This window comes from Mycobacterium sp. Panama NTM2 (genome assembly GCF_054355555.1).
Map to the genome: position 1 here is coordinate 651,599 of NZ_CM135953.1, position 25,243 is coordinate 676,841.

Below are 25,243 nucleotides of genomic sequence, written 5' to 3' on the forward strand. Positions count from 1 at the left end.
AGGTCACCGGGTCGGGATACTGGTGGGGTGGATCGCGCCGTGCACCTGCTCACCCGTCAGGGTTGCTCGCTGTGTCAGAAGGCGGCCGAGCGGCTGGATGCGTTGCGGGACGAGCTCGGGTTCACGCTCAGCGTCACGGACGTGGACGAGGCCGCCGCGGCCGGTGACAAGGCCCCGCGCGCCGAATACGGGGACCGGTTGCCCGTCGTGCTGCTCGACGGGGTCGAGCACAGCTACTGGGAACTCGACGAGGCGAGGCTGCGAGCGGATCTGGCCGGCTGAGCGAATTTGGCCGCCCACTTGGTCAGCGACTACCTTGGTGGGGTGGTGAGGAAGCCGTGAGCGTATTGCTTTTCGGGGTTTCGCACCGGAGCGCGCCGGTGTCGGTACTCGAGCAACTGAGCACCGACGAGGCCGATCAGGCCAAGATCATCGCGCAGATTCTGCAATCTTCGCTGGTCACCGAGGCCATGGTGTTGTCGACCTGCAACCGCGTCGAGGTGTACGCGGTGGTCGAGGCGTTCCACGGCGGACTCTCGGTGATCGGTCAGGTGCTCAGCGAGCACTCGGGGATGTCGCTGCAGGATCTGACGCGATACGCCTACGTGCGCTACGCCGAAGCCGCGGTCGAGCACCTCTTCTCGGTGGCGAGTGGGCTCGACTCCGCCGTCGTCGGTGAAGCACAGGTGCTCGGCCAGGTGCGCCGCGCCTACGCCACCGCCGAGGCCAACCACACCGTGGGCCGTACGCTGCACGAGTTGTCCCAGCGGGCACTGTCGGTCGGCAAGCGGGTGCACTCCGAGACAGGTATCGATTCGGCCGGTGCATCGGTGGTCTCGGTCGCCCTGGCAATGGCCGAAGCCCGCATCGGATCGCTCGCCGGCCGGTCGGCCGTGGTGGTGGGTGCTGGTTCGATGGGAGCCCTGGCGGCCAAGCAACTGATGCGTGCCGGAATCGAGCGCGTCCATGTGGTGAATCGCTCACTGCCGCGCGCCAAGCATCTCGCCGAGAACATCCGCAGCCACGGGCTGAGTGCCGAAGCCTTCCCGTTCGATCATCTCCCGCCGCTGCTCACCGACGCCGACGTGGTCGTGAGCTGCACCGGCGCGGTGCGGCCCGTCGTCACGCTGGCCGACGTGCACCGCGGCCTGGCGCAGCGCTTGGGTGGCACGAAACAGCTGGTGATGTGCGATCTGGGCATGCCCCGTGACATCGATCCCGCGGTCGCCGGGCTCCCCGGCGTCGACGTCATCGACATGGAACGGATCCTGCGGGAACCGACCGCACGCACCGCGAACGCCGACGCCGAAGCGGCCCGCACGATCGTCGCCGCCGAGGTGGCCGAGTACCTGACCGGTCAGCGGATGGCCGAGGTCACCCCGACCGTCACCGCACTGCGTCAGCGTGCCGCCGACGTGGTCGAGGCGGAACTACTGCGCCTGGACAACCGGTTGCCGGAGCTGGACTCGGCCCACCGCGACGAGGTCGCCAAGACCGTGCGCCGGGTCGTCGACAAGCTCCTGCACGCCCCCACGGTGCGCGTCAAGCAGCTGGCCGGCGCACCCGGCGGGGACAGCTACGCCGAAGCGCTGCGCGAGCTGTTCGAACTCGACCAGCACGCCGTCGACGCGGTGGCCCGCAGCGAGCTCGGCACTGTCGCTGTCGATGAGATGAGCATCCCTGCAACCGATCTCGATAGCGCAGAGTGATCACAGAGTGATCCGTATCGGCACGCGGGGCAGCCTGCTGGCCACCACACAGGCCGGCGCGGTCCGCGACGCACTGACCGCGCGCGGGCACGCCGCCGAGCTCGTCATCATCTCCACCGACGGGGATCGCTCCTCCGCGCCCATCGCCGATATCGGCGTGGGCGTGTTCACCGCCGCGCTGCGCGAGGCGATCGCTGAGGGCACCGTCGACATGGCGGTGCACTCCTATAAGGATCTGCCCACCGCGGCCGACCCCCGGTTCGTCATCGCTGCGATCCCGGTGCGCGAAGACTCCCGGGACGCGCTGGTGGCCCGCGACGGGCTGGTGCTCGGAGAGTTGCCGGTCGGCTCGGTGATCGGGACGTCCTCCCCGCGGCGGACCGCGCAGCTTAGAGCACTGGGTCTCGGTTTGGAAATCCGCCCCCTACGAGGCAACCTAGATACCAGGTTGAACAGGGTAAGCAGCGGTGATCTCGACGCCGTCGTCGTGGCCCGGGCGGGATTGGCCCGCATCGGTCGCCTCGACGCAGTCACCGAGACGCTGGAGCCGGTACAGATGTTGCCGGCGCCGGCCCAAGGTGCATTGGCGCTCGAATGCCGTGCCGGTGATTCCGGCCTGGTCTCGGTGTTGGCGGAGCTCGACGACGCCGACACCCGGGCCTCGGTCATCGCAGAGCGGACCCTGCTCGCCGAACTGGAGGCGGGGTGCACCGCACCGGTAGGCGCGATCGCCGAGGTGGTCGAGTCGATCGATGAGGACGGCCGCGTCTTCGAAGAGCTGTCGCTGCGCGGCTGCGTGGCGACGCTGGACGGATCCGACGTGATCCGTGCGTCCGGTATCGGGACACCCGAGCGGGCACGAGAGCTGGGGCTCTCGGTGGCCGCGGAGCTGTTCGAGCTGGGCGCGCGGGAACTGTTGGACGAACGCGGGAGAGGGACATGACTCGCCAGATGACCTTGCGAGGACGCAAGGGCAAGCCCGGCCGCATCACCTTCGTCGGTTCGGGACCCGGTGACCCGGGCCTGCTGACGACGCGCGCCCGCACTGTATTGGCCAACGCGGCCTTGGTGTTCGTCGACCCCGACGTACCCGAAGCGGTGCTCGCGCTGGTCGGCTCCGAACTGCCTCCGCCGTCAGGGCCGCTGCCGGCCGAGGCGGCAGAGCCCAAAGACGCGTCCGCGGCTGACGCGCCCGCGGAGGCGGCCGAGGCCGCCATCCCCGGTGGCCCCGACATCCGGCCCGCGCTGGGCGATCCGTCAGAGGTCGCCAAGACGCTGGCCACCGAGGCGCGCACCGGTGTCGACGTGGTCCGGCTGGTCGCCGGTGATCCGCTGTCGATCGACGCGGTCATCACCGAGGTCAACGCGCTGGCCCGCACCCAGCTGACGTTCGAGATCGTTCCGGGTCTGCCCGACACCTCGGCCGTGCCGACCTACGCGGGCCTGCCGCTGGGCTCGTCGCACACCGTCGCCGACGTGCGCGATCCGCAGGTGGATTGGGCGGCGCTGGCCGCCGCACCCGGGCCGCTGATCCTGCACGCGACCGCATCGCACCTGCCCGAGGCCGCCCGCACGCTGATCGAATACGGCCTCGCCGACGGCACCCCCGCCGTGGTGACCGCCAACGGCACCACCTGCGCGCAGCGCTCCGTCGAGACCACACTGGCCGGCCTGCTCGACAAGGCTGTGCTGGACAAGCCCGCCGGCGTGGAGCCATCCGGTCCGCTCACCGGCACGCTCGTCGTCACCATCGGCCGCACCGTCGCCAACCGCGCCAAGCTGAACTGGTGGGAGAGCCGCGCCCTGTACGGCTGGACCGTGCTGGTACCCCGTACCAAGGACCAGGCCGGCGAGATGAGCGAGCGGCTCGTCGGGCACGGCGCGCTGCCGATCGAGGTGCCGACCATCGCGGTCGAGCCGCCGCGCAGCCCCGCCCAGATGGAAAGGGCCGTCAAGGGTCTGGTCGACGGCCGGTTCCAGTGGGTCGTGTTCACCTCCACCAATGCCGTGCGCGCGGTGTGGGAGAAGTTCAACGAGTTCGGTCTCGACGCCCGCGCGTTCTCGGGCGTGAAGATCGCCTGCGTCGGTCAGGCCACCGCGGACCGGGTCCGAGCCTTCGGGATCAACCCCGAGCTGGTGCCCACCGGCGAGCAGAGCTCGCTCGGGTTGCTCGACGAATTCCCGCCCTACGACGACGTTTTCGACCCGGTCAATCGGGTCCTGTTGCCGCGCGCGGACATCGCGACCGAGACACTGGCCGAAGGGCTGCGCGAGCGGGGCTGGGAGATCGAGGACGTCACCGCCTACCGGACGGTGCGTGCCGCGCCGCCGCCGGCGCACACCCGCGAGATGATCAAGACCGGTGGTTTCGACGCGGTCTGCTTCACCTCGAGCTCCACGGTGCGCAACCTGGTCGGCATCGCCGGCAAGCCGCACGCCCGCACCATCGTGGCGTGCATCGGACCGAAAACCGCCGAGACGGCAGCAGAATTCGGGCTGCGCGTGGACGTCCAGCCGGAGGTGGCCGCAGTCGGACCGCTCGTCGAGGCGCTGGCCGAGCACGCCGCCCGGCTACGGGCCGAGGGTGCGCTGCCGCCGCCGCGGAAGAAGAGCCGCCGCCGCTAACCGCAAGGACGGTCATGCCCTACCCGAGTCATCGTCCCCGGCGGTTGCGGTCCACGCCTGCGCTGCGCCGGTTGGTGTCCGAGACGTCGCTGCAGGCACGTCAACTCGTGCTGCCGATGTTCGTCGCCGACGGTATCGACGAACCCCGGCCCATCGCCTCGATGCCCGGGGTCTACCAACACACCCGGGAGTCGCTGCGCCGCGCGGCCGCCGACGCGGTCGACGCCGGTGTCGGCGGGCTGATGCTGTTCGGCGTGCCGCGTGACGAGGACAAGGACGCGCGCGGCTCGGCCGGTACCGATCACGACGGCATCCTCAACGTCGCACTGCGAGATCTGTCCGCCGATCTCGGGGACGCCACGGTGCTGATGGCCGACACGTGCCTCGACGAGTTCACCGATCACGGACACTGCGGCGTGGTCGACGAGCGGGGCCGGGTCGACAATGACGCCACCAACCGTCGCTATGTCGAACTCGCTGTGGCGCAGGCGGATTCGGGTGCCCACATGGTGGGACCCAGCGGCATGATGGACGGCCAGGTGGCGGCCATCCGCGAGGGACTCGACGCCGCAGGCCACCTCGACACCGCGATCCTGGCCTATGCCGCGAAGTTCGCCTCCGGCTTCTACGGCCCCTTCCGCGATGCGGTGTCCTCCAGCCTGCAGGGCGATCGCCGCACCTATCAGCAGGAGCCGGGCAACGCCCGCGAAGCGCTGCACGAGGTGGACCTCGACATCGACGAGGGCGCCGACATCATCATGGTCAAACCCGCGATGTCGTATCTCGACATCGTCCGGGCCGCGGCGGACCGGTCACCCGTTCCCGTCGCCGCATACCAGGTGTCGGGGGAGTACTCAATGATCTGCGCGGCCGCCGACAACGGCTGGATCGACTTCGACACGGTGGTGCTCGAGTCGTTGACCGGAATCGTCCGGGCAGGCGCCGACATCGTGCTGACCTACTGGGCCGCCGACGTGGCACGTCGCCTCTCGTGACGGAGCCGAATCCAGCCCGCCCGCCCGGGCCTCCTCCCACCCGCCCGCCCGATGTGGACACCGGCTTCTGGCTGTGGGTCGTCGCGCTGCCGCTGCTGACGGCCGGGTTCGTCGTGGACCTGGTGTCCGGCCCGCAGCGGGCAGGCGGGCTGATGCTGGCCATCACGATCGTGTTCCTCGCGGTACTGGTCTCGGTGGTGGCGACGTTCCTCGTGCTGTTGCGGCAGGGCTACCGGTGGGTGCGCACGTGTCTGACCGGCGGGGCGATCGCGGCCGTGGTGTTCTCGGTCAGCGAGTTGTTCACCGTCGACCGTCCCGAGGTGGCCGCCCTGATCTACGCCGCGGTGGTGATCGTCGGCTCCGTGCTGGTGTGCGGCGGCGTGTTCCTGCTCCACCGCAAAGACGCCCACGACTTCTTCAGCCGCTGATTGGCTACCCTGACCCCGATGCCGACCTCCGCTTCCCGTCCCCGCCTCGTCGACGCCGCGTTCTGGTGCTTCATGGGCGGCGCCGTCATCATGATCGTCGGCGGGTTGCTGTCGGCGACCGCGACGTTCGACGCGGCGAGGCTCGCGATTCCGGCCGAAGTGAGTGACGAGCGCGTCCGCAACTACCTGACGGTGTACCGCCTGATCGGCGTCGGGGCGGTGCTGGCCGCCGGCGCCCTGGCGTTTTTGGCGGGCAAGGCCCGCGCGGGCGACAGCCGGTTCCGGATGGCCACCTTGGCCCTGGCGTTCTCGCTGGTCGGCGTCGTCCTGCTGCTCGCCGTGGGTTTCGGGGTGGGGCAACCGCTGATCCTGGTGGCCGCGCTTCCGATCCTCGTGGGCGCGGCCCTGATGACGCGGCCGCACGCTCGTGCCTGGTACGACCGCGCACCGGAGGGCAAGGAGCTGCCGTGACCGAATCTCCCGCACCGCCGCCTGCGAGCGAGGTGCTGTTCTACGAGCAGGGTGCCAGCTGGCTGTGGGTGCTGGCCGGACCAGGGGCCGGTATCGCCATGGCGCTGATCCAGATCTCGGCAGGCTACGTCCAGTGGCTGGTCCCCGTCGCGTTCTTCGTCCTCGTGACGTTCTTCCTCGGCATCCAGGTCAAAGCGGCACGAATCCACACCTCGGTCGAGCTCACCGCCGACACGCTGCGCCAGGGGACCGAAACCACGCGGACCGCCGACATCGTGCGGGTGTATCCCGAGGCGGACGGCGCGGAGGCGCCGAAGTGGCAGTACGCCCGCGCGCTGGGCGAGCTGACGGGCGTACCGCGGGGCCGCACCGGTATCGGGCTGCGGCTGACGAACGATCGGACCGCGCAGGCGTGGGCCCGCAAGGACAAGCAGCTGCGCGCGGCCCTGACCAACCTGCTCGAGGAGCGCATCCCGCCGGAGAAGGCCTCGTGACCCGCAGGCGGACCCTCGTCGTTCTGACGCTCGCGGTGCTGGCGGCCGTCGGGTGCGTGGCCAGCTGGCTGGCGGCGAGCCGGACCGTGGTCGTCGCTCCGGTGCTCGACGGGCAGCCGTCGACCACGTCGGTGGTGTACTACGCGCCGCTGCTGACGCTGTCGCTGCTGCTGGCGACGATCGCCGGAGTGTTGGTGGTGCTAACGGTCGCACGGCTGCGGGCACCCGATCCGGCTCCCGCCGCCCCACCTCCCGCGCCCCCACCTCCCGCGGAATAGACGGTATGGGGAGGCTGGGGCCTCACCACATGTGAACGTGGGTTGCCGTCAGGAATTGGGTCCTGGCCGGTAGAGCCACAACTGTGGGAGGCCCCAGTGAAGATTCAGCGTACGAGTGTTGGTCTGGACGTGCATGCACGTTCGGTGTTCGGATGTGGGTTAGACGGTGAAACCGGTGAGGTGTTCTCGCGCCGGTTGAGTACTGATCACCGCGAGATCCTGGACTGGGTCAGCGGGTTACCCGGGCCGGTCGCGGTCACCTACGAAGCGGGCCCGACGGGTTTCGGGTTGGCCCGTTTTCTTGTCGATACCGGCGTGCCGTGTCTGGTGGCGGCGCCGTCGAAGTTGGTGCGCCCCAGCGGTGATCGGGTGAAAACCGATGCCCGTGACGCCGCGCATCTGGCCCGGTTGCTGCATTTGGGCGAGATCACCGAGGTGTGTGTCCCCAGTGTCGAACGCGAAGCAGCCCGGGATCTGGTGCGAGCACGCGAGGACTGCCGCGCTGATCTGATGCGGGCCCGCCACCGCGTGCTGGCGCTGCTGCTGCGCCACAACATCATCTACTCCGGCGGGCCGGCCTGGACGCTCACACACCTGGCCTGGCTGTCCCGCCAGCACTTCCCCACCCCGGCCCAGGCCGCCTATGACACCGCGCTCGAAGCCATGCTGGCCTGCATCGATCGCCGTGACCGGCTGGATGCAGCGATCGCCGCGATGGCCACCGACAGTGAGTTCACCCCCGTGATCCGGCGGCTGGGCTGTCTGCGTGGGGTCTCGACACTGACCGCGTTCGGATTGGCCGTGGAGATCGGGGACTGGTCCCGGTTGAGCGGGCGCGCGATCGGCGCCTACCTGGGTTTGGTGCCCACCGAGTACTCCTCGGGCGCCTACCGGGCGCAAGGCTCGATCACCCGCACCGGAAACGCCCATGCCCGGCCCTTGTTGATCGAAGCGGCCTGGCATCATCGCCGGCCCTACCGTCCCGGTGTCGAGCTGCGGCGGCGCTGGCAGGCCGCCAGCCCGGCCGCCCGCCGGCGCGGCCAGCAAGCCAACCATCGCCTCCACACCCGGTGGCGCGGATTCGATGCTCGCGCCAAACGCCCCGCGGTGGCCAATGCGGCCATCGCTCGCGAGTTGGCCGGCTGGTGCTGGTCACTGGCCATCCTCGAGGAGTAAGGGGCTTACCGATAACGTTCAGTAGCTGACGTCGTTACCGGTCCTGGCGGGCACGCTGACGATGACCCGCGTGAATGCTATGAGTAACCCCGAGCGCCAGCGACGGGTCACGCTCGTGAATAGACAGCGGTCCATCGTCACTCGAAACACCGATCTGCGGTAGCCAATCCGCGCATTTCAGACTGACAAGCCGTCGCTACGACACGCGCGCCAGTCCCCGGTACACCGACACCCAGCACTGACCGAGGAAGCGGCGGCCACGACGACGGTCGAGGCCGCCGCTTCACCCTGCCCACTTGACAAACCACTCCCCATATCAGCATTCCAGGCTGCCGGCTGGCCCGAATCGCAGCCCTGGCTTCTCACTCGCGCCCGATGTGCCCCACACCACACCCTCTTGGTACAAAGTGCAAAATTTGTAACACTGTTCCCATGACGGAGTTGGCGCAGCAGACCGAACCCCTCGACGACGCGCTGCCCCTGGGCCCGGGCTCGCTGGTGTGGAAGTACTTCGGCGACAACCGGATGTATCTCATCGGCCCGCGTCCGGCGGTGCTGCAGAACATGCTCGCCGAGCTCGGGCAGGGCGTCTACGACCACTCGACGTTCTTCGCCGACACCGCCGAACGGCTGCGGCGCACCATTCCGCCGATCTTCAACACCGTCTACGGCTCCGACACCGACAACGCGGGGACCCAGGTTCGCGACTTCCATCACCACGTCAAAGGCGAACTGCCCGGTACCGACCGCCGCTACCACGCGCTCGACCCGGACACCTATTTCTGGGCGCACGCGACGTTCGTCGAGCAGATCTACTACTTCGTCGACACCTTCGTGAAACGTCTGAGCCCTGCCGAGCGCGAGCAGATCTGGCTGGAATCCAAGACCTGGTATCGCCGATACGGGGTCAGCGACCGGCCGATGCCCGCGACCTATGCCGATTTCGAACGCTACTGGGACACGATGATGGAGCGCGTGCTCATCGCGCACCCGTCGGCGAAGTACGGCGTCGGCTATGTCACCAAGGGGTTCCCCAAGCCCAAGGCCGTGCACCCGCTGGTGTGGCGGATCGTCGCACCGATCTTCAACCCGATCGCCGCCTTCCTGACCACCGGCGGACTCCCGCCCCGAGCCCGCGAGCTGCTCAACCTGCCCTGGTCCGAGCGTCAGGAACGGCGCTATCGACGATTCGCGGCCTTCTGGCGGTCACGGCCAGTCACCTGGACGTGGGACCATCTGCCGATGCGTGTGCGGATGACCGGATATGCGCTCAAGGGCTATGCCCGCGGCTGACGCGACGACACAGATCCTCGACGCCGCCGTGCTCGAGTTCGAGCGGCACGGCTACCGACGTGTCGCGCTCGACGACGTCGCCCGTCGCGCCGGGGTCAGCCGCACCACGATCTACCGGCGCTTCGCCAACAAGGACGAGCTCGTCGGCGCCGTGATCGAACGGGAGAACATCAGGCTGTTCGCGCACATCGCTTCCGAGCTGAAAAGCATTGCGCCGCAAGAGGACTACTATGTCGAGGCGTTCACGCTCTCGATCATGGAGTTCCGCAACCATCGGGTGCTGCACCGCATGGTCGACGACGATCCCGGGCTGGCGCTCGAACTCGCCGGGCGGTATCACCGCGCCGCCGTCGCGCGGATGATCGACGCGCTGCAGCAGATCTTCCCGCCCGGCTTCGCCGAACGCATCGGCCCCGATGCCGTCGAGGACTTCGCCGACTGCATCCTGCGGTACGCCGAGATGGTGCTGCTGCTGCCCAGCGCGCAGCCGGTCGAGACACCCGACGAGATCCGCGCGTTCGCGCGCCGCCACTTCCTGCCGAGCCTCCCCACAGTCCTGCGTGGCGCGCTGGCCTGAGCGCCGTCGACTGTTTCGTTGCTCACACTTTCGGGCAGTCCCATGGCCATGAGCGCCGACGACACCTCCACCGAACAGCGGTCCCCGGACGACACACCCGACGTCCAACTCGAGCACGTGACCGAGACCCCGGATCCCGACAACCAGGAACTCACCGAGAAGCCCGAGGTCACCGACGAGCACCGCGAGAAGGCCAAAGAAATGGCCGAGGCCTACAAAGAAGAGAACCTGCAGACCACCACGCTGCCGGGCAGCAGTGGCACCGTGTCGGGTACGTCGGTGACGGACTGGGTGGACGACGACGACAAGGGCAAGATCGAGACCAGTGCCGACATCGGCAACGTCGAGTACCGCAACACCGAAGAGTTCAAGAAGAAGCTCGACAGCTGACACTTCCGTCGCGACGCGGCGCGTTTGCCTAGGCTTGACGGTCGTGACCCCTCTGGCTCAGATCGCGCCCGCGTTCGTCGAGATGGCCCACTCGATCGTGTGGGCCTCGGTCGCCACCGTCGACGCGGACGGCAAACCGCGAACACGCATCCTGCACCCGATCTGGGAGTGGGACGGCACCGATCTGTTCGGCTGGATCGCCACCGTCCCCAGCCCGGTGAAGCGGGCTCACCTGGCCGTCCATCCCGAGGTGTCGGTCAGCTACTGGACCACGACGCACGACACCTGCAGCGCGGAGTGCCTAGTGGAGTGGTACACCGACGAGGAGACGCGCCGCGATGTCTGGCAGCGGTTCGCCACGGCACCGCAGCCCGTCGGCTATGACCCGGCGATCATCCCGTTCTGGGCCGACGGGCCCACCAGCGAGCAGTTCGCCGTTCTGCGGTTGGCGCCCTACCGCCTGCGGGTGATGCCCGGGTCCACGATGACCGCCGGCGCCGGCGAGGTGCTGACCTGGCGGTCCACGTGACGGTGCGCGACGATCGCACGGTCGACGTGCGGTCGCTGCCTCCGGTTCCGCGCAATCCGTTGCCGTTGCGTGACCTCGTCAAGCTGGTCCGGCGACTCGACACCGGGCAGGAGGTCATCCGCGACGCGGGCGGTCCCGTCACCCGAATCCAGCTGGGGCCCACCGGCGTCGTCCCGGCGATCGTCGCGGTGATGTCCCCGGCCGGAATGCGAGATGTGTTGGGCCGCAACGACGCCGCAACCGATCGGTGCATCATCCACGACGAGGTGCGCCAGATGGCAGGCGACAGCCTGTTCGTGCTGCCCAATGAACAGTGGCGTCCGCGCAAACGCGCGCTGCAGCCGGTGTTCACCAAGCTCAACGTGCGTACGTTCGGCGGCCACATGTCCGGCGCAGCGCAGGCATTCGTGGATCGCTGGCCGGCAGGCGGCGAGGTCGACCTGGACACCGAGTGCCGTCGCGTCGCGATGCAGTCGCTGGGCCGCTCGGTGCTCGGCGTCGACCTCAACGAACGCGGCGGCACTATCGCCCGGTGCATGCACGTCGCGTCCTCGTACACCGCTGACCGCGCGTTGCGTCCGGTGCGGGCACCGCGGTGGCTGCCCACCCTGGCGCGGCGGCGCGCGCGCCGCGCCGTCGACGAGATGCGCCGCATCACCGACGAGATGGTCCAGGCGTGCCGGGCTGATTCGGACCGGGACGCGCCGCTGGTGCAGGCGCTGCTCCGGGCGACCGATCCGCAGACCGATCGCCCGCTCACCGACGAGGAGATCTCCAACGATCTGCTGATCTTCATGCTGGCCGGGCACGACACCACGGCGACGGCGTTGACCTACGCGCTGTGGATTCTCGGACGCCACCCCGACATCCAGGACCGGGTGTCCGCCGAGGCCGCGGCGATCGGTGACGGCGAGCTGACCCCGGCCGACGTGTCCCGCCTCGGCTACACCGTGCAGGTGCTGCACGAGGCGGTCCGGCTGTGTCCGCCGGCCGCGGGGGTGGCCCGCGTGGCCACCCGGGACATCGAGGTGACGGGCTATCGGGTGCCGGCGGGCAGCCTGGTGGCTCTCGGCTTGTACGCGCTGCACCATGATCCTGCGCTGTGGCCAGATCCGATGACTTTCGATCCGGACCGCTTCAGCCCGGAGAACGTCGCCGCCCGGGACCGTTGGCAGTTCCTGCCCTTCCTGGGCGGCTCGCGGCCGTGCATCGGCGAGCACTTCGCCCGCCTGGAGACGACGTTGGCGCTGGCCACGGTGGTCCGCGAGATGACCGTGGAGTCGCTCGACGACGACTTCGCCTGCGAGGTGCCGTTCACCACTGTGGCCAAGGGCCCGATCAGGGCACGGCTGACTCCGCGGCGATAGGCGCCCGCCGCCTCGCGTCGGGGTGTCGACCGCCCTCCGCGATCCACACCGACGTCAACCGTGTGATCGGGCAGATGATCAGCAGGGTGAGGGGAACCAGATACGACATGTTCACGCTCTCGTGCTGCCGATGCGTTCATCCGGGGTCATCGTCGTCGGACGTCCTTTCGCTCTCGCGTCGCCACCGATTGTGTTCGGCATACGGGCTCGTCGGGGCGTCCTTGACGCTTCCCTGACGGTCGGACGCGGAACTTTTGCGATGTCCTGACAGCGCGTCGACAGCCGTCGATTCGGCGCCGTAAAAAAGCGCGGCGGGGCCGTAAAGGTTCCGTCAGCGAGCCCGAACTCGATGACCGGCGGGGGTGGAATGTGAATGTGAACCCTGCTCACGCACCCGAAATGAGTGACTTCGTCGAGACCCTGCTCGTGGTGGCGGTGCCGGTCGTCGTGATGGTGCTGTTGCGCTACCTGGTCAGACGTGACAATCGCCTGGCGGAGATGGAGTCACCAGGATCGCGCGTCAGTTCCGACGCAACAGCACCGCCTGCTCGAACGGCAGCACTGCGAACAGCGGCCGCATCCACCCGGTCACCGTCGGTGCCGCCTCGGCCCTGCTCACCACCTGCGGATCGGTGACCGTAAACGATCGGCCGTAGCGGCGCATCGTGCCGCCACCGGCCGCGGTCAGGTTCTTCAGCCAATCCCGGTCCGGGCCGTAGGTCAGCAGCACGGCGATCCCGTCGCGGGTCGGGAACACCGTCAAGGGCGTGCGGTACTGCCTGCCCGACGTGCGACCGACGTGGGTGAGAATCCCCATCGTCGGAGCCCAGCCGGCCCACAGCCGCTGAATCGGGTTGGTGACGTGGCGGTTGAACCGCGCCAGTCGTTGCGGCAACTGCATGTGACCATCATCGCCCCGGGGCCGACCACTACACCCTGTAGTTGACCGTTTTGACCCGGCTGGGACACTGGGTGCCATGAGCAGTACCGACGTCTCCGCGAAGCTCTTCGCCGATGCGGCCTCGGTCATCCCCGGTGGCGTGAACTCGCCGGTGCGTGCCTTCGCCGCCGTGGGCGGCACGCCACGGTTCATCACGTCGGCGCAGGGGTGCTGGCTGACCGACGCCGACGGCAACCGCTACGCCGACCTGGTGTGCTCGTGGGGCCCGATGATCCTGGGCCACGCGCATCCCGCCGTGGTCGAGGCCGTGCAGCGCGTCGCCGCCGACGGGCTGTCGTTCGGGGCGCCGACGCCCTCGGAGTCCGAGCTGGCCCGCGAGATCATCGACCGTGTGGCGCCCGTGGAGCGGCTGCGCCTGGTCAACTCGGGCACCGAGGCGACGATGAGCGCGATCCGATTGGCGCGCGGATTCACCGGCCGGGCCAAGATCGTCAAGTTCTCCGGGTGCTACCACGGCCACAGCGATGCGCTGCTCGCCGACGCCGGCTCCGGGGTCGCGACGCTGGGTCTGCCGTCGTCGCCCGGGGTAACGGGTGCGGCCGCCGCTGACACGGTCGTGCTGCCTTACAACAACGTCGCCGCGGTCGAGGACGTCTTCGCCCGGTTCGGCGACGAGATCGCCTGCGTGATCACCGAGGCCAGCCCCGGCAACATGGGCACCGTCCCGCCGCTGCCCGGGTTCAACGCCGCGCTGCGCCGCATCACCGCCGCGCACGGCGCGTTGCTGATCAGTGACGAGGTGATGACGGGCTTCCGGGTCAGCCGGTCCGGCTGGTACGGCCTCGATCCGGTCGACGCCGACCTGTTCGCTTTCGGCAAGGTCATGAGCGGCGGACTGCCTGCGGCGGCGTTCGGCGGCAGCGCCGAAGTCATGCGCCGCCTCGCCCCGCTGGGCCCCGTCTATCAGGCCGGCACGCTGTCGGGAAATCCCGTCGCGATGGCGGCGGGGCTGGCCACGTTGCGGGCCGCCGACGATGCCGTGTACGCGACGCTGGACGCCAATGCCGACCGGCTGATCGGCCTCATCGGTGGCGCGTTGACCGAAGCCGGTGTGGCCCACCAGATTCCGCGCGCAGGCAACATGTTCAGCGTGTTCTTCGGCGACGCCGATCCGGTCACCGACTTCGCCTCGGCGAAGGCCACCGAGACGTGGCGGTTCCCGGCCTTCTTCCACGCGTTGCTCGACGCGGGTGTCTACCCGCCGCCCAGCGCTTTCGAATGCTGGTTCGTCTCCACGGCTCTCGATGACGACGCGTTCGCGCAGATCGAGAAGGCGCTGCCCGCTGCGGCGCGCGCCGCGGCTGCGGCGAGCCGCCCGTGATCAAGACTGTGGTGCACGTGATGCGGCACGGCGAGGTGCACAACCCGGAGAAGATCCTCTACGGCCGGCTACCCGACTACCACCTCTCCGAGCGGGGTCAGGCGCAGGCGCGGCGGGTCGCCGAGTGGCTCGCCGGCCGCGACATCACCTACGTGGTGGCCTCACCGTTGGAGCGGGCGCAGGAGACCGCCGCGCCCATTGCCGCCCATCACGGCCTGTCCGTCGGCACCGATGCGGAACTGATCGAGTCGGCCAACGTGTTCCAGGGCCAGAAGGTCTCGCCCGGTGACGGGGCGCTGCGCGATCCCCGCAACTGGTGGCATCTGCGCAATCCACGCACCCCGTCGTGGGGGGAGCCGTACACGGAGATCGCGGAGCGCATGATCCGGGCCGTGCGACGCGCCAGGGGTGCCGCCGCCGGTCACGAGGCCGTCTGCGTCAGCCATCAGCTACCGGTCGAGACGCTGCGCCGCGCGATGACCGACAAGGCGTTGCACCACTTCCCGACGCGGCGCATGTGCAACCTCGCCTCGGTCACGTCGTTCTATTTCCACGACGACGCCTGCGTGGGCTGGGGGTACGCGGAGCTGGCCGGGCAGTGACTCGTCTGGTTGCCCTGCTGATGGCGGCGGTCGTGCTCGCGGGATGCTCGACCGGCAGCGACGCCGTCGCCCAGGGGGGCAGCTTCGAATTCGTCGCTCCCGGCGGCAAGACGGACATCTTCTACGACCCGCCGGCCGAGCGCGGCACACCGGGTCCGGTGTCGGGCCCCGACCTGATGGACACCGACAAGACGTTGTCGCTCAGCGACTTCACCGGCAAGGTGGTCGTGCTCAACGTGTGGGGTCAGTGGTGCGGGCCGTGCCGCACCGAGATCGCCCAACTCGAACAGGTGTACCGGGCGACGAAAGACCGTGGCGTCGCGTTCCTCGGAATCGACGTGCGGGACAACAACATCGATGCGGCGCGTGACTTCATCGTCGACCGCGGTGTGACGTTCCCGTCCATCTACGATCCGGCGATGCGCACCCTGATCGCGTTCGGTGGGCGCTATCCGACCACGGTGATCCCGTCCACGGTGGTGCTCGACCGCCGGCACCGGGTCGCCGCGGTGTTCCTGCGGGAATTGTTGGCCACCGACCTGCAGCCGGTCGTCGAACGGTTGGCGGACGAGAAGTGAACGTCGCCGAGATCGCCTCCAGCGGACCGCTTCTGATCGCCGTCGGCATCAGTGTGCTGGCCGGTGTGGTGTCGTTCGCCTCGCCGTGTGTGGTGCCGCTCGTGCCGGGCTACGTGTCGTATCTGGCCGCCGTCGTCGGTGTCGAGGATTCGCCGGCCGCACCGGGGGCGTCGGTGACGATGCGCGGGGCGCGCCTGCGGGTCGCCGGCGCCGCGGCGTTATTCGTGGCCGGTTTCACCGCGGTGTTCCTGCTCGGCACCGTCGCAGTGCTGGGGATGACGACGACGTTGATCACCAACGAGGTGCTGCTGCAACGTCTCGGCGGCGTGGTGACGATCCTGATGGGGCTCGTATTCGTCGGGCTGGTGCCCGCGCTGCAGCGAGATACCCGGTTCACCCCGCGTCAGATCTCCACCCTCGGCGGCGCTCCGCTGCTCGGGGCGGTGTTCGCGCTGGGGTGGACGCCGTGCCTGGGGCCGACGCTGACCGGCGTGATCGCGGTGGCCTCGGCGACCGAGGGCAGCAATGTCGCTCGCGGCGTGGTCCTGGTGATCGCCTACTGCCTGGGCTTGGGAATCCCGTTCGTCCTGCTGGCGTTCGGTTCCGCCCGTGCGGTCAGCGGGCTGGGCTGGCTGCGTCGCCACACCCGCGCCATCCAGATCTTCGGGGGCGTGCTGCTGATCCTGGTCGGCACCGCGCTGGTCACCGGCCTGTGGGGTGAGTTCGTGTCCTGGGTGCGCGATGCGTTCGTCAGCGACGTGAGGCTCCCGATCTGATGGTCACCTCCTCTGCGCGAGCAGACGCGACGTCGAGCGATCGGGGCCCGAAACGTTCGAGTTCGCGTCTGCTCGCCCTGATCCGGAACACCTGGCGGACGCTGACGTCGATGGGCACCGCGCTGGTGCTGCTGTTCCTGCTGGCGCTCGCCGCGATCCCGGGCGCACTGCTGCCGCAGCGCAGCCTCAACGAGACGAAGGTCGCCGAGTACCTGGCCGAGCACCCGACGATCGGGCCCTGGCTGGACCGCGTGCAGGCCTTCGACGTGTTCTCCAGCTTCTGGTTCACCGCGATCTACGTGTTGCTGTTCGTATCGCTGGTCGGCTGTCTGACCCCCCGGCTGGCCGAACACGTACGCAGTCTGCGCGCCGACCCGGTCGCCGCACCGCGCAACCTGGGCCGGCTGCCCAAGCACCACACCGCACAGGTCGACGGCGAGATCACTGCGGTGGCCGAGGCGATGGACCGGCAGCTGTCCGGCTGGCGGCGGTTCACCCGCACCGAAGGCGGTACGGCCGGAGCCGCTCCGGCGGCGACATCAGGCACGGAGATCTCCGCGGAGAAGGGCTATCTGCGCGAGTTCGGCAACATCGTGTTCCACTTCTCGCTGCTGGGTCTGCTCGTCGCGGTCGCGGCCGGCAAGCTGTTCAGCTACGAGGGCAACGTCATCGTCGTCGCCGACGGTGGGCCCGGCTTCTGCTCGGCGTCGCCCGCAGCGTTCGACTCCTTCCGGGCGGGCAACACCGTCGACGGCACCTCGCTGTATCCGATGTGCGTGCGGGTCAACGACTTCCAGGCGAATTACCTCGACAACGGACAGGCCACGTCCTTCCAGGCCGACATCGACTACCAGGCCGGTGACGATCTGACGTCGGGCACCTGGCGGCCCTACCTGCTGAAGGTCAACGAGCCGTTGCGCGTCGGCGGTGACCGCGTCTACCTGCAGGGCCACGGCTACGCACCGACGTTCAGCGTGACGTTCCCCGACGGCCAGACCCGCACGCAGACACTCCAGTGGCGCCCCGAGGACCAGATCACCTTTCTGTCCTCGGGCGCGATGCGCTTCGACCCGCCGGGCGGGACGTATTCCGACGAGCGGGAGCGGCGCCGCAACCAGATCGCGATCCAGGGCCTGTTCGCCCCGACCGAGCAACTCGACGGCACGCTGCTGTCTTCGAAGTTCCCGGCGCTGAACGATCCCGCGGTCGCCATCGACATCTACAAGGGCGACACCGGACTGGACACCGGCCGTCCCCAGTCGCTGTTCTCACTGGATCCTCGGATGATCGACCAGGGCCGGTTGACCAAGGTCGCCCGCGTCAACCTGAGCAAGGGCCAGGACACGCGGCTGCCCGACGGCACGATCGTGCGCTTCGACGGCGCGGTGCCGTTCGTCAACCTGCAGGTCTCCCACGACCCCGCCCAGGTCTGGGTGCTGGTGTTCGCGATGACGATGATGGGCGGACTGATCGTGTCGCTGGTGGTGCGTCGTCGCCGCGTCTGGGTGCGTCTGACGTCGGGACCGCCGGGTACCGTGAACGTCGAGCTCGGCGGGCTGGCGCGCACCGACAATTCAGGGTGGGGCGACGAGTTCGAGCGCCTCACGGCGAAGTTGCTCTCGGCTGCCGGGGTCACCACACCGTCCAGGGAGAAGGAAACGGATCGGGCATGAACACCACCCACATCGATCTCGGGCTGGCCCGCTACTCCGACTGGGCGTTCACGTCGTCGATCGTCGTGCTCGTGGTGGCCCTGCTGCTGCTCGCCGTCGAGCTGGCCTACAGCCGTGGGCGCCGGGTCGAGCATCGCGATCTCGTGGCCGCCGGCTCGGTGGCCGGTGACGGACCCGGTCGGGTGTACGACGCGCCGCGGCGGCCGTTCGACGAGCGGATCGGGTCGGCCGGCCTGGCCATGGTGTACGTCGGCATCGGCCTGTTGCTGGCCTGCATCGTGCTGCGCGGACTGTCCACGGCGCGGGTGCCGTGGGGCAACATGTACGAGTTCATCAACCTGACCAGCTTCTGTGGTCTGGTGGCGGGTGCCGTGGTCCTGCGGAAACCGCAGTACCGGTCGCTGTGGGTGTTCGTGCTGGTGCCGGTACTGATCCTGCTGACGGTGTCGGGCAAATGGCTGTACTCACATGCCGCCCCCGTGATGCCGGCGCTGCAGTCCTACTGGCTGCCCATCCACGTCTCTGTCGTCAGCCTCGGCTCCGGGGTGTTCCTGGTGGCCGGGGTGGCGAGCATCCTGTTCCTGCTGAAGATGTCTGCGCTGGGAGATGCCGGCCGCACCGACACCATCGGCCGCATCGTGTCGCGGCTGCCCGACGCGCAGACACTCGACCGCATCGCCTACCGGACCACCATCTTCGCGTTCCCGATCTTCGGGTTCGGCGTGATCTTCGGCGCCATCTGGGCCGAGGAGGCGTGGGGCCGGTACTGGGGCTGGGACCCCAAGGAGACGGTGTCGTTCATCGCCTGGGTCGTCTACGCGGCGTACCTGCATGCCCGGTCGACGGCCGGCTGGCGCGACCGCAAGGCCGCCTGGATCAACGTGGTCGGCTTCGTCGCGATGGTCTTCAACCTGTTCTTCATCAACCTGGTGACGGTCGGACTGCACTCGTACGCCGGCGTCGGCTGAGACCGGGTGTAGGAATGATCGGGTGGTGACCGATACGCCGGGGAGCTTTCGCGCGCAACATCGATTCTCCGACCCGATGGCCGAGGTACCGGCGGAGTGGACGGCGCCGACACCGCCGCGGGGCTTGCCGAGGGTGACCCTCGCCGACGCTGCACCCCGACCCGGCTCCGACGTTCCCGATCCGCCGCCGTATCTCGATCTGTCGACGGTCGCGCTGCTGGGCAAGGCCCGCAAGGGGCCGTCGTCGGGATGGCGGAAGTGGCTGTACCGGGGTTCCGGTGGTCTCGTCGACGCGGGGGAGAGCCCGCGCGCCGTGCGGCACGACCAGCTGGTGGCGCAGGTCCAGACACCGCTGCGCAGCTGCTACCGGATCGCGATGCTGTCGCAGAAGGGCGGCGTGGGCAAGACGACGATCACCGCGACGCTCGGTGCGACGTTCGCGAGTACCCGTGGCGACCGGGTGGTCGCGGTGGACGCGAACCCCGACCGTGGCACGTTGAGCCAGAAGGTGCCGGTGGAAACCGCCGCGACAGTCCGGCACCTGTTGCGTGACATCGAGGGCATCGACTCCTACAGCGATGTGCGGCAGTACACGTCGCAGGGCGCCAGCCGGCTCGAGGTGCTGGCGTCGGAGAGTGATCCGGCGGTGTCGGAGGCGTTCAGCGCCGACGACTACGGGCGCACGCTCGACCTGCTCGAGCGGTTCTACAGCGTGGTGCTCACCGACTGCGGGACGGGCATGCTGCATTCGGCGATGTCAGCCGTGCTCGATAAGGCCGACGCGCTCGTGGTGATCAGTTCGGGCTCGGTGGATGGGGCGCGCAGCGCGTCGGCGACCCTGGACTGGCTCGACGCGCACGGGCGAGAAGACCTGGTGCGCACCTCGATTGCCGTCATCAACGGGGTGCGGCCGCGGTCGCGGCGCAGCGACAGGAAGGTCGACCTCGACAAGGTCGTCGACCACTTCACCCGACGCTGCCGAGCCGTCTGCCAGGTTCCGTTCGATCCGCATCTGGAAGAGGGCGCCGAAGTGGCCCTCGAGCGATTGCGCCCCGCGACCTCAGAAGCGCTGCTGGAGTTGGCTGCGACCGTCGCGCAAGGCTTCCCGGGCGCGCGGCAGTCGTCGCCGTCGCCGGGCTAGCCGATCAGGACCGCGGTTTGTCGTCGCGCGGGGTGATCCGGCGCAGGAAATCGGGATCGTCGTCGGGTCCGATGGTCCGCGTGCGCGGGCGCTGCGCAGACATCCGGGCAGCCCGCCATCCGACGTAGACCAGTGCGGCCAGCACGAGAATCAGGAGCAAATAGGCCACTCGAAACCTCCTTCCTGTCAATATACGCGCCCTCGGTAGGCTCGGACCGTGACTGACGAACGGCCTCGATCCCGGCTGCTGCTCGACGTCGCGGCGTACGTGGTGGCCCGCCTCGTCCTCGTCGTGGTGGTCACCGCGGCCATCCTCGGCATCGGAGCACTGATCGGTCTGCAGGACTTCCCCGTCGTGGTGGCACTGATGTTCGCGATCGTGATCGCACTCCCGCTGGGCATCTGGTTGTTCGCCCCGCTGCGGCGGCGGGCCACCGAGAGCATCGCCGCGTTCGACGAGCGCCGCCGCACCGAACGCGCGCAGCTACAGGCCCGGCTGCGGGGAGACGATCCGTCCGGCCCCGAGAAGGGCTGACCGGCCCCAGCAAACTTCAGCGGAATACTCACCGGAAGCGGTGGGTAACCCGCGTCACATGAGCGAGCACGATCTCATGACCGAACAGGGCGCCACCGGCGAGGGTGACGCAGGGGGTGCGGTAGCGCTGTACCAGCGCTGGATCAAAGAGCTGTGGGCCGGCAGGACCACCGCAGCCGAGTTGGTGTCCGACGATTTCGTGGGTCATTGGCCCACCCGTGACGTGCAGGGGCCCGACCAGCTGCAGGCGATCGTAGACGACACACGCAAGCGACTGCGCGAATTGATGTTCGTCATCGATGTCGGGCCGCTCGTCGACGGGGATCTCGTGGCGGCCCGGTGGATCAGTACGGGGGCCACCTCATCGGGCCCGGCACGCTTCACCGGCAACGACATCCTGCGGGTGGCCGACGGCAAGGTCGTCGAATACTGGACCGGCACGGCCCCCGCTTAGCGGGGTGCGGCGTCGGTGAGCAGTCGCTGCAGCGCGTCGAGGGGATCGCCTTGGCCCGGGTCGAGACGACGTGTCTGCGGCGACTGCTCAGGGTTCGTTCCGCCGCTCGGCGCCGGCGGTGCGGCGGCTACCGCGGGCGGGGGCGGCGGGGGCGCAAGATGTGCGACGGTCCCCAGGTTCTGGAGCTTGGTCGCGATTCGACCGGCGGCGTCCGCCCGCACCGCACGCCGATCCGCGTCCGGGTCGTCGTTGCCCGTGAAGCATCCCGGCGGGGCACCGTCGATGACGTCCAGGGCGGCCGCGTAGCGCTCGCGGGCGTCGTCGAGCCGCGCTTCCCACGCCGCGACGTCACCCTGGCGTTCCCGTACCAGTTCGAGGTTCACCCGCACCGGGCAGGAGCGGTCGAAGGCGCTGCGCGCCAACGACTCCGAGAACTCGGCGTCGGCGTCGGCGAGCCGGTCCTCGCGCACCGCCAGCGCGCCCGCGGCGAAATGTGCTGTCGCCGGTTCGATCACGCCGAACTTCTGCAGCACCGCGACGTCGTCGGAGAGCGCTCCGGTGGCGCCGGAGGCGAAGTCCTGCTGCGCCGATCGGCCTGCGACGACGACGGAGATCAGTATGCCGCCGATGAGCAGTGCGATAACGGCGGGCAGCGCCGACAGCAGCATGACGCGTCGCCGCCGCCGCAGCCGAGCGGGGCGGGGAGAGCCGGTCATGTCAGTACCTCGCGTGCCGTGGCGCGGGCGCGCCGTAGATCCCGCAGCGACCAGCCGATCTCGACGAGTAGCAGGGCCGACGCGACGAGCGTGAGCAGCCAGTAGAACTCGTCGCGCCGCTCACCGGCGATGCCGTCGGTCGGTGACGATTCGCTGGGCTGGTCCGTCGGTGGGAGCGGCTGGCCGGGGGACCGTGCCGACATTCCGACGCCGAGTTGGTCTGCGACCTCACGCAGCCGCTGCTCGCCGAGTGCGTCCGAGCCGTACCCGAACACCTGACCGCCGTCGACCCGTCCGACCTCGAACTGCCCTTGCGGGACGGTGGACTGCGGCGCCCCTGAGCCGAAGTAGTAGACCAGGTTGTCAGAACCGGGGTACTGCTGAGCCGCGGAGATGAGCTGGTAGCGCAACACCGTGGCGGCGGCGGCAGCGTCGACCGCATCGACGTCGTCACCGGCCACGGGCTCGAGTCCGGCGACGACGGGACGAAGGCTCCAGGTGTCCGCGGACAGCGGCCAGTCGATGGCGGGCCGGTCGGCGAAGGAGATCAGCGCGAACCGGGCGTCGGGATGGGCGTCGATCACGGCCCGGATGTCGTTGCGGATGCCGGTCATCCGGGGCCGGCCGGCGAAGTCCGGGATGGCCGAATCGGGGGAGCGGTCGACGACGAGGTAGATGTTCTCGCCGCCTCGAGCGGACGACGGTGCGCGCACCTCTGAGCGCATGCCGCCCGCCGGGCGCGCTGCGGCCAGCAAGAGCAGGGCCACGGCGAGTGTCATCGCGCCCCAACGCAGCGGTGCCCACCCGCCGGACGTGATCGCGGGCCAGGCGGACAGCGCGCGCAGGAGCAGCAGCACCGCGGCGACCGCGGCCAAGACCAGGGGAGGCAGCACCGGGTCGAACGTCATCGCCGCACCGCCAGCAGGGAGACCCCGAGCAATCCGGCCAGCGCGAGACCGGCCACGAGGACCACGGTGGGAGCGTCGCGTCGCTGGTCTGCGACACCGCGCCCCCCGGCGCTCATGGCGTCGAGCTCGCCGTCAAGGGTTGCCGCATCGAACCGGACGAACGTGCCGCCGCTGGACCGGGAGATGGCGGCCAGGTCGTCGGTTCGGCGTCCGGCTGTCGCGACGGCGTCGATCTGGATGCCGCCGCGGCGGGCCATGTCGATCACCTGCTGGTCGGTGAACAGCGACGGCCTGTCGTCACCGGGCGCCCGCAACGATCCCGGCCCCAGGTAGATCACGGAGCGCCGGGTGTCGCCGGGCGCGTCGAAGCCGGGAAATCCGGTCAGGCACAGCGACAGGACGTCGGCGACGGTCGGGGCGTAGTCGGTGTATTCGACCGCGCCGGTGAAGGATTCCAGGCGCGACCGATTGTCGGTGCGGCCCGCGTCGGCGTATTCGCCGAATCGTCCTGCGGCGAACTGGTAGTCGCGGGTCAGGGGCACGAGCCGGCGGTCAGCGGAGGTGAGCCCGATTCGCTGGGTGCCGTAGGTCAGTGCCTGGCGCGCGAAGTACCCGAGGAATTGTCCGGTCGCCGGATCGGTGGCGGGTTGACCGACGCAGAGCATGATGTCGTCGCGCGGTCCGGCCCCGGTGTCGACCGGCGCAGTCGGTCGCGCGGTGGCCCAGACCGCCGTTGCGAACAGGAGGATCAGCAGCGCGACGGCGATCGCCGTCGCCCGGGTCTGCCGCCGCACCACCGCGCGGTATTCCGGGAGCCGCGTCATACGGCTGGTGTGCGCCAGCGGTTCTCGTCGCTGCGCCGCGCGCGGGGTCGGGAGCGCCACCGCGGCGACGACGACCAGAGTCAGCACGACCGCCCCGATGACGGGCACGGTCCACCAGGTCAGCCCCATGAGCGGATCACGTCCTCGGTGTCGGCGCCGAGCTCGTCGACGTCGGCCGCCGGGTCGGCGCTGAACTGGGCGTCACCGAGCGCTTCGAGGATCGGGGCCGCCCCGGCGAGATCGCTCGCGGCGATATCCTTGAGCTGCATGTATTGGGCGCGTCGGCCGGTGGCCTGATGCAAGAAACTACGCAGCGTCCGGCTCAGGGCGGCGCTGGCCGCGACGTCGGTGAGCTCGCCGGCCCGGTGGCGACGCAGGATCGTGCGGACGCGTCCTGCGAAGCGATGCCGCAGCAGACGTGCGTGGGCGTCTCGCACCAGGGGCATCGTGCGCAACCGCCCTGACGGCAGTGTCGAGACGAAAACGGCGGCGTACCAGAGGAGTACGGCGAGGATCAAGCCCAGTCCGAGCCACAGCCACCACAGGGAGTAGCCCGGCGGTCCACTGACGAAGCGCAGGAGATCATCCGGCACGGGATCGCACCCTCGTCAACTCGGCGACGCGAGAACGCAACTCGGCGCTGCTCGCCACCCTCACATGGGGAATCGCGTGCTCGGCCAACATCTCGGCAAGGCGCTGCCGGCGCCGGTGTTCGGCCCGCTCGTAGGCTGCGACCACTCGGGGATCGGCAGCCGCGGTCGCGAGCACCGGCCGACCGTCGCCGACGTCGTAACCGCCGTCACGGCCCACCTCCGTCGGCGAACGGTCGGCGACCATCGCCCAGAGCACGTCATGGCGGGCTGCCAGGCGGCCCACGACATCGCCGAGCCGGTCGTCCACCTCGGGTTCGTCGGAAACCACGACGATGAGCATCGGGTGCCGGTAATGCGTTGCCACATACTGTAATTGGCACGTGATGTCGCTTCCGGCGCGATCACTGCCGGCGTCGTGGAAGCGGTGCAGCATGCTCTCGATGTGGGTCTCACCGCGGCGCAGCCGGATGTTCACGCTGCCGCGCCGGTCTCCGAACACCATGCCGATCTCGTCGGATCGGCCCAGCGTGATCAGTCCGATCGCACCGACGATGAGCCCGGCGATGTCGCCTTTGGTCTCTCCGCTCGGGGTTCTCGCGGTCATGTCGCGACCGGTGTCGGCCACCACGAGCACCTTGTGGTGCTTTTCGGAGACGAAGCGTTTGATCAGCACGTCGCCGGAGCGCGCGGAGGCCTTCCAGTCGATGTCGCGGACGTCGTCGCCGGGAACGTAGGGCCGCAGTTCGTCGAACTCCAGGGTGCGGGTGTGCACCAGCGCGTGCCGACCCCCGTCGAGCATGCCGCGGGTGTCGCCGCCGAAGAGCGACCGGACCCTGCCCAGGTACTTACCCACCGCCGCCC

Annotated in this window: 31 protein-coding genes; 24 read left to right on the plus strand and 7 right to left on the minus strand. The window is 69.3% G+C overall.

Annotated elements, in window-relative coordinates; all coding sequences use genetic code 11:
- Positions 1–27: 27 nt before the first annotated feature.
- The 15 genes from ACXYX3_RS03180 to ACXYX3_RS03250 all read left to right on the plus strand — a co-directional run bounded on the left by ACXYX3_RS03180 (position 28) and on the right by ACXYX3_RS03250 (position 12,332).
- Positions 28–282, plus strand: a complete 255-nt coding sequence (locus ACXYX3_RS03180) for a glutaredoxin family protein (RefSeq protein ID WP_458610114.1) — start codon at positions 28–30, stop codon at positions 280–282.
- 56 nt (positions 283–338) lie between these two features.
- Complete coding sequence (locus ACXYX3_RS03185; protein WP_458610115.1) at positions 339–1,709, plus strand: glutamyl-tRNA reductase; 1,371 nt, start codon at positions 339–341, stop codon at positions 1,707–1,709.
- A 7-nt stretch (positions 1,710–1,716) separates the two neighbouring features.
- Complete coding sequence (gene hemC / locus ACXYX3_RS03190; protein ID WP_458610116.1) at positions 1,717–2,652, plus strand: hydroxymethylbilane synthase; 936 nt, start codon at positions 1,717–1,719, stop codon at positions 2,650–2,652.
- Positions 2,653–2,660: 8 nt separating this feature from the next.
- A complete protein-coding gene (locus tag ACXYX3_RS03195) occupies positions 2,661–4,334 on the plus strand; it encodes a bifunctional uroporphyrinogen-III C-methyltransferase/uroporphyrinogen-III synthase (RefSeq protein ID WP_458610117.1) in 1,674 nt (557 codons plus the stop codon).
- Between the two features lie 14 nt (positions 4,335–4,348).
- Positions 4,349–5,329, plus strand: coding sequence for a porphobilinogen synthase (gene hemB / locus ACXYX3_RS03200; RefSeq protein ID WP_458610118.1), 981 nt, complete (start codon positions 4,349–4,351; stop codon positions 5,327–5,329).
- Complete coding sequence (locus tag ACXYX3_RS03205; protein ID WP_458610119.1) at positions 5,326–5,757, plus strand: hypothetical protein; 432 nt, start codon at positions 5,326–5,328, stop codon at positions 5,755–5,757. The genes hemB and ACXYX3_RS03205 overlap by 4 nt, the downstream gene beginning before the upstream one ends.
- Positions 5,758–5,775: 18 nt before the next feature.
- Positions 5,776–6,228: a hypothetical protein gene (locus ACXYX3_RS03210; protein ID WP_241206486.1), complete on the plus strand. Its 453-nt coding sequence runs from the start codon at positions 5,776–5,778 to the stop codon at positions 6,226–6,228.
- A complete protein-coding gene (locus ACXYX3_RS03215; RefSeq protein WP_241206485.1) occupies positions 6,225–6,722 on the plus strand; it encodes a DUF3093 domain-containing protein in 498 nt (165 codons plus the stop codon). The genes ACXYX3_RS03210 and ACXYX3_RS03215 overlap by 4 nt, the downstream gene beginning before the upstream one ends.
- The gene (locus ACXYX3_RS03220; RefSeq protein ID WP_458610120.1) at positions 6,719–7,000 is read left to right on the plus strand and encodes a hypothetical protein; all 282 of its coding nucleotides are present in this window, start codon (positions 6,719–6,721) and stop codon (positions 6,998–7,000) included. The genes ACXYX3_RS03215 and ACXYX3_RS03220 overlap by 4 nt, the downstream gene beginning before the upstream one ends.
- Positions 7,001–7,096: 96 nt before the next feature.
- Complete coding sequence (locus ACXYX3_RS03225) at positions 7,097–8,176, plus strand: IS110 family RNA-guided transposase (protein WP_458610121.1); 1,080 nt, start codon at positions 7,097–7,099, stop codon at positions 8,174–8,176.
- A gap of 432 nt (positions 8,177–8,608) precedes the next feature.
- Positions 8,609–9,469 (plus strand): oxygenase MpaB family protein, encoded by an 861-nt coding sequence (locus ACXYX3_RS03230; RefSeq protein ID WP_458610122.1) that lies wholly within the window; start codon positions 8,609–8,611, stop codon positions 9,467–9,469.
- Complete coding sequence (locus ACXYX3_RS03235; protein ID WP_458610123.1) at positions 9,456–10,046, plus strand: TetR/AcrR family transcriptional regulator; 591 nt, start codon at positions 9,456–9,458, stop codon at positions 10,044–10,046. The genes ACXYX3_RS03230 and ACXYX3_RS03235 overlap by 14 nt, the downstream gene beginning before the upstream one ends.
- Positions 10,047–10,094: 48 nt before the next feature.
- On the plus strand, positions 10,095–10,436 hold the full coding sequence (locus ACXYX3_RS03240) for a hypothetical protein (RefSeq protein WP_241205344.1): 342 nt from the start codon (positions 10,095–10,097) through the stop codon (positions 10,434–10,436).
- A 43-nt stretch (positions 10,437–10,479) separates the two neighbouring features.
- Positions 10,480–10,965, plus strand: a complete 486-nt coding sequence (locus ACXYX3_RS03245) for a pyridoxamine 5'-phosphate oxidase family protein (RefSeq protein WP_241205174.1) — start codon at positions 10,480–10,482, stop codon at positions 10,963–10,965.
- Positions 10,962–12,332: a cytochrome P450 gene (locus tag ACXYX3_RS03250; protein WP_458610124.1), complete on the plus strand. Its 1,371-nt coding sequence runs from the start codon at positions 10,962–10,964 to the stop codon at positions 12,330–12,332. Before ACXYX3_RS03245 ends, ACXYX3_RS03250 begins: the two co-directional genes overlap by 4 nt.
- Positions 12,333–12,852: 520 nt before the next feature.
- Here ACXYX3_RS03250 and ACXYX3_RS03255 read toward each other — a convergent pair.
- A complete protein-coding gene (locus tag ACXYX3_RS03255) occupies positions 12,853–13,233 on the minus strand; it encodes a nitroreductase family deazaflavin-dependent oxidoreductase (RefSeq protein ID WP_458610125.1) in 381 nt (126 codons plus the stop codon).
- 76 nt (positions 13,234–13,309) lie between these two features.
- Here ACXYX3_RS03255 and hemL point away from each other — a divergent pair, with 76 nt between their 5' ends.
- The 7 genes from hemL to ACXYX3_RS03290 all read left to right on the plus strand — a co-directional run bounded on the left by hemL (position 13,310) and on the right by ACXYX3_RS03290 (position 20,352).
- Positions 13,310–14,614, plus strand: a complete 1,305-nt coding sequence (gene hemL, locus ACXYX3_RS03260) for a glutamate-1-semialdehyde 2,1-aminomutase (RefSeq protein ID WP_458610126.1) — start codon at positions 13,310–13,312, stop codon at positions 14,612–14,614.
- Positions 14,615–14,634: 20 nt separating this feature from the next.
- Positions 14,635–15,216, plus strand: a complete 582-nt coding sequence (locus tag ACXYX3_RS03265) for a histidine phosphatase family protein (RefSeq protein ID WP_458611964.1) — start codon at positions 14,635–14,637, stop codon at positions 15,214–15,216.
- Positions 15,213–15,794 carry a TlpA disulfide reductase family protein gene (locus ACXYX3_RS03270; protein WP_458610127.1) on the plus strand — a complete coding sequence of 194 codons (582 nt, stop codon included), beginning with the start codon at positions 15,213–15,215 and terminating at the stop codon, positions 15,792–15,794. Before ACXYX3_RS03265 ends, ACXYX3_RS03270 begins: the two co-directional genes overlap by 4 nt.
- Positions 15,791–16,570: a cytochrome c biogenesis CcdA family protein gene (locus tag ACXYX3_RS03275; protein ID WP_458610128.1), complete on the plus strand. Its 780-nt coding sequence runs from the start codon at positions 15,791–15,793 to the stop codon at positions 16,568–16,570. Before ACXYX3_RS03270 ends, ACXYX3_RS03275 begins: the two co-directional genes overlap by 4 nt.
- 110 nt (positions 16,571–16,680) lie before the next feature.
- Entirely contained in the window at positions 16,681–18,243 is a 1,563-nt protein-coding gene (locus ACXYX3_RS03280; RefSeq protein WP_458610129.1) for a cytochrome c biogenesis protein ResB, read from the plus strand.
- Complete coding sequence (gene ccsB, locus ACXYX3_RS03285) at positions 18,240–19,211, plus strand: c-type cytochrome biogenesis protein CcsB (RefSeq protein ID WP_241205179.1); 972 nt, start codon at positions 18,240–18,242, stop codon at positions 19,209–19,211. The genes ACXYX3_RS03280 and ccsB overlap by 4 nt, the downstream gene beginning before the upstream one ends.
- Before the next feature lie 76 nt (positions 19,212–19,287).
- Positions 19,288–20,352 (plus strand): MinD/ParA family ATP-binding protein, encoded by a 1,065-nt coding sequence (locus ACXYX3_RS03290; RefSeq protein WP_458611965.1) that lies wholly within the window; start codon positions 19,288–19,290, stop codon positions 20,350–20,352.
- A 4-nt stretch (positions 20,353–20,356) separates the two neighbouring features.
- Here the strand turns inward: ACXYX3_RS03290 and ACXYX3_RS03295 are convergent, their stop codons facing one another.
- A complete protein-coding gene (locus ACXYX3_RS03295) occupies positions 20,357–20,521 on the minus strand; it encodes a hypothetical protein (RefSeq protein WP_458610130.1) in 165 nt (54 codons plus the stop codon).
- A 48-nt stretch (positions 20,522–20,569) separates the two neighbouring features.
- Between ACXYX3_RS03295 and ACXYX3_RS03300 the strand changes: the two genes are divergently transcribed.
- A complete protein-coding gene (locus ACXYX3_RS03300; RefSeq protein WP_241205181.1) occupies positions 20,570–20,887 on the plus strand; it encodes a DUF4229 domain-containing protein in 318 nt (105 codons plus the stop codon).
- A gap of 76 nt (positions 20,888–20,963) precedes the next feature.
- Positions 20,964–21,341 (plus strand): ester cyclase, encoded by a 378-nt coding sequence (locus tag ACXYX3_RS03305; RefSeq protein ID WP_458611966.1) that lies wholly within the window; start codon positions 20,964–20,966, stop codon positions 21,339–21,341.
- Here the strand turns inward: ACXYX3_RS03305 and ACXYX3_RS03310 are convergent.
- The 5 genes from ACXYX3_RS03310 to ACXYX3_RS03330 are packed head-to-tail and all read right to left on the minus strand — an operon-like array spanning position 21,338 to position 25,235.
- The gene (locus ACXYX3_RS03310) at positions 21,338–22,057 is read right to left on the minus strand and encodes a hypothetical protein (RefSeq protein WP_458610131.1); all 720 of its coding nucleotides are present in this window, start codon (positions 22,055–22,057) and stop codon (positions 21,338–21,340) included. The two genes, ACXYX3_RS03305 and ACXYX3_RS03310, sit on opposite strands and share 4 nt — an antisense overlap.
- A complete protein-coding gene (locus tag ACXYX3_RS03315) occupies positions 22,054–22,965 on the minus strand; it encodes a vWA domain-containing protein (protein WP_458610132.1) in 912 nt (303 codons plus the stop codon). Before ACXYX3_RS03315 ends, ACXYX3_RS03310 begins: the two co-directional genes overlap by 4 nt.
- On the minus strand, positions 22,962–23,918 hold the full coding sequence (locus ACXYX3_RS03320; RefSeq protein ID WP_241205184.1) for a hypothetical protein: 957 nt from the start codon (positions 23,916–23,918) through the stop codon (positions 22,962–22,964). The genes ACXYX3_RS03315 and ACXYX3_RS03320 overlap by 4 nt, the downstream gene beginning before the upstream one ends.
- Positions 23,909–24,382 (minus strand): hypothetical protein, encoded by a 474-nt coding sequence (locus ACXYX3_RS03325; RefSeq protein ID WP_458610133.1) that lies wholly within the window; start codon positions 24,380–24,382, stop codon positions 23,909–23,911. Before ACXYX3_RS03325 ends, ACXYX3_RS03320 begins: the two co-directional genes overlap by 10 nt.
- The gene (locus ACXYX3_RS03330) at positions 24,372–25,235 is read right to left on the minus strand and encodes a DUF58 domain-containing protein (RefSeq protein ID WP_458610134.1); all 864 of its coding nucleotides are present in this window, start codon (positions 25,233–25,235) and stop codon (positions 24,372–24,374) included. The genes ACXYX3_RS03325 and ACXYX3_RS03330 overlap by 11 nt, the downstream gene beginning before the upstream one ends.
- Between the last annotated feature and the right edge of the window lie 8 nt (positions 25,236–25,243).